3 protein-coding genes are annotated in these 3,901 nt (G+C 72.7%); all 3 read left to right on the top strand.

What is annotated here, in order from left to right; all coding sequences use genetic code 11:
- The coding region (locus ACWEKM_RS46075) for an alpha-glucosidase C-terminal domain-containing protein (protein WP_451627292.1) at positions 1-246 on the top strand (246 nt) is incomplete at its 5' end.
- 134 nt (positions 247-380) lie between these two features.
- Positions 381-1,778, top strand: coding sequence for a maltokinase N-terminal cap-like domain-containing protein (locus ACWEKM_RS46070; protein ID WP_451627291.1), 1,398 nt, complete (start codon positions 381-383; stop codon positions 1,776-1,778).
- Between the two features lie 27 nt (positions 1,779-1,805).
- On the top strand, positions 1,806-3,901 hold a 2,096-nt coding region (gene glgB, locus ACWEKM_RS46065), incomplete at its 3' end, for a 1,4-alpha-glucan branching enzyme (RefSeq protein WP_451627290.1).

Below are 3,901 nucleotides of genomic sequence, written 5' to 3'. Positions count from 1 at the left end.
CTGCCCTCCTCCAACCCGGCCGTCATCGCCTTCCTGCGCGAATACGACGACGACCTCGTGCTGTGCGTCCACAACTTCTCGCGGTTCGCACAGCCCACGGAGGTGGACCTCGGGCGGTTCGGCGGCCGGCATCCGGTCGAGCTGTTCGGCGGGGTGCGCTTCCCGGCGATCGGGCGGCTGCCGTATCTGCTGACCCTCGCGGGCCACGGCTTCTACTGGTTCCGACTGCGCGGGGACACCGTCTAGCACCGCCCTGGAAGGCGCCGGGCGGGCGGTTGCCACCGTGCCGCCCGGGGCACGCATCAGTAACACCCCACCGGCTCGGGCGCCCCCGGAAGCGAGCCGAAGAAGGCTGAAGAAGGGGGAAAGGACATGACGCCATGGCGGAAACGGTCACCCCGTCCGGCACGACGAGTCCAGCTCATCTCCTCGCGTCCCTCGATCCCCTGCTGCGCGAGTGGCTGCCGAGGCAGCGCTGGTTCGCGGGGAAGGGACGCCCGGTCACCGGGTTCTCGCCGGTGGCGGTCACCGAGCTGCTGCCCTCCGGCCGCCTCGGCCTGTATCACCTGCTGGTCCGCGCCCACCAGCCGCCCGCACCGGGCGCCGCCCCACAGCCCGGCGACTGCTACCAACTGCTGATCGGCGCGCGCGAGGCGCTGCCGCCCCGGCTGGCGCCCGCGCTGATCGGACACGTGGACCGCGGGCCGCTCACCGGACGCACGGTGTACGACGCCCTGTACGACCCCCGGCCCGCCGAGGTGCTGCTGGAGGCGCTGCGCACCCGGGCCCGTATCGGGGTGCTGCGCTTCGAGCGGGATCCGGGCCAGGAGATACGCGACGGGCTGGTGGCCCGGCGGCTGACCGCCGAGCAGTCCAACTCCTCGGTCGTCTACGGAGATACGTTCATTCTGAAGCTGCTGCGCCGGGTCGTGCCCGGCGTCAACCCCGATCTGGAGATACCGCTGGCGCTGGCCGCCGAGGGCTGCGCCCGGGTGCCGGCGCCGACCGCCTGGCTGCGGGCCGAGGGCACGAGAGCGGCCGATGAGCCGACCGTGCTGGCCGTGCTCCAGCCCTTTGTGCAGGGCGCCACGGACGGCTGGGAACTGGCGCTGCGCGAGCTGGCCAAGGGCGAGGACTTCGGCGCCGAGGCGCGGGCGCTGGGCCGGGCCACCGCCGAGGTGCACACCGCGCTCGCGCACGCGCTGCCCACCGTCACCCTGGGCCGCGGCGGCCTTGAGCCGCTGGTCGGCGGCATGGTGAGGCGTCTGGAGGCGGCCGCCCGCGCGGTACCGGCCCTGCGCCCCCATGCGAGCGGGCTGCGGTCCGCCTACACCGCGCTGGCCGACCTGGCCGCCGAGGGGCGCACCTGGACCGCGCAGCGCATCCACGGCGATCTGCACCTCGGCCAGTGCCTGCGCTCGCCGTCCGGGCCGTGGTCGCTGATCGACTTCGAGGGCGAACCGGCCCGGCCGCTGGCGGAGCGCCGTATGCCGCAGCCCGCGGTGCGGGACGTCGCGGGAATGCTGCGTTCCTTCGACTACGCGGCGCACTCGGCGCGTTTGCCGGCGCCCGGCTGGGCCGCCGTGTGCCGGGCGGCTTACTGCACCGGATACGGCGAGGTCGCCGGGCGGGACCCGCGCACCGATCCGGTGCTGCTGCGGGCGTACGAGACCGACAAGGCGGTCTACGAGGTCCTCTACGAAGCCCGCCACCGCCCCGACTGGCTGCCGGTGCCGCTGTCGGCGGTCCACCGCCTCGCCTCGCCCGACCAGTCCTGACCGCCCCGCGCCGAGGAGGCACCACCCGTGACCCCGCGCCCTGCGTCCAGCGCCCCGGACCCGCAGCACCGGCACCCCCGCGCCCCCACCGCGAAGCAGCCACCGCGGCAGCCCCCCGCACCCCCGGCCAAGCAGACGGCGACCGGGGCGACGGGGGCGGAGCAGCCAGCTGCGGAGAACGCGGCGGAGACGGCTGCGGAGAAAGCGGCGGCCAAGAAGATCACGGGGAGGAAGCGCACACCGGCCAGGGCCGCGACCGCGAAAGCCGCGGCCCAGAGGACGGCGGCGGAGTCGGCCACGGCGCAGGGCGCGGTGAAGGCCACGACGGAGAAGCCCGCCATCGGGAAACCGGGCGCCGAGAAGACCGGCGGCAAGGAGTCGGGCGGCGCGGGGACCACGGTCGAGGAGGCCGATCCGGGACAGGGCACAGCCGGGAACAGCAAGGCCGGTCCCGGACAGAGCACAGCCGAGAACAGCGAGACCGATCCCGGACAGAGCACAGCCGGGAACAGCAAGGCCGTTGTTCTCCCGGCTCTCGGGGCGGGGCAGTGCGAGCGGTTGTCGGCGGGGACGCACCATGATCCGCATTCCGTGCTCGGGGCGCATCCGGTGGCCGGCGGTGTGGTGTTCCGGGCCTTTCGGCCGTACGCCCTATCGGTCGCCGTCGTCACCGACGAGCTGCGGGCCGAACTGCACGACGACGGCGACGGTTTCTTCTCGGCCCTGGTGCCCCTGCGTGACATCCCCGCCTACCGGCTGCGCGTGACGTACGAGGGCGCCGTCCACGAGACCGAGGACGCCTACCGCTTCCTGCCCACGCTCGGCGAGCTGGACCTGCATCTGATCGGTGAGGGACGGCACGAGCAGTTGTGGCGGGCGCTGGGCGCCGAACCCATGACGCATCAGGGCGTGACCGGCACCCGGTTCACCGTGTGGGCACCGAACGCCCGGGGCGTGCGGGTCACCGGTGACTTCACCGGCTGGGACGGCACGCAGTACCCGATGCGCTCGCTCGGCTCCTCGGGTGTCTGGGAGCTGTTCGTGCCCGGCGTCGGCGAGGGCGAGCTGTACAAGTTCGAGATCACCTCGCGCCACGGCGACCGGTTCCTCAAGGCGGACCCGATGGCGCGCCGCACGGAGGTGCCGCCCGCGACGGCCTCCGTGGTGACGTCCTCGCGCTACGAGTGGGGCGACGCAGGGTGGCTGGCGCACCGCGCGGACCTCCCGGTGCACGAGGCGCCGTTCTCCGTGTACGAGGTCCACCTGCCGTCCTGGCGACCGGGACTGACCTACCGTCAGCTCGCCGACGAACTACCCGCGTACGCCAGGGACCTGGGCTTCACCCATGTGGAGCTGATGCCGGTCGCCGAGCACCCCTTCGGCGGCTCCTGGGGCTACCAGGTCACCGGTTTCTACGCGCCGACCGCCCGGCTCGGCACCCCCGACGACTTCCGGTACCTGGTCGACGCCCTGCACCAGGCCGGCATCGGCGTGCTCATGGACTGGGTGCCGGGCCACTTCCCCCGCGACGACTGGGCGCTGGCCCGGTTCGACGGCCGCCCGCTGTACGAGCACGCGGACCCGCTGCGGGCCGCACACCCGGACTGGGGCACCCTGGAGTTCGACTTCGGCCGCACCGAGGTACGCAACTTCCTGGTCGCCAACGCGGTGTACTGGTGCGAGGAGTTCCACATCGACGGCCTGCGCGTCGACGCCGTCGCCTCCATGCTCTACCTCGACTACTCACGCGACTCGGGCCAGTGGACACCGAACGTATTCGGCGGGCGGGAGGATCTGGACGCGGTGGCGTTCCTCCAGGAGATGAACGCAACCGTCTACCGCCGCTGTCCGGGCGTGGTCACCATCGCCGAGGAGTCCACCGCCTGGGACGGGGTGACCCGCCCCACCGACAGCGGCGGACTGGGCTTCGGACTGAAATGGAACATGGGCTGGATGCACGACTCGCTGGAATACCTCCGGCACGAACCCGTCCACCGCACCCACCACCACCACGAGATGACCTTCCCCATGGTGTACGCCTACAGCGAGAACTACGTCCTGCCCATCTCCCACGACGAGGTCGTGCACGGCAAGCACTCACTCGTGTCCAAGATGCCCGGCGA

The organism is Streptomyces sp. NPDC004752 (genome assembly GCF_053601275.1).
Note: the sequence above shows the minus strand (reverse complement) of the source record. Positions and strands in the feature narration are given on the sequence as shown.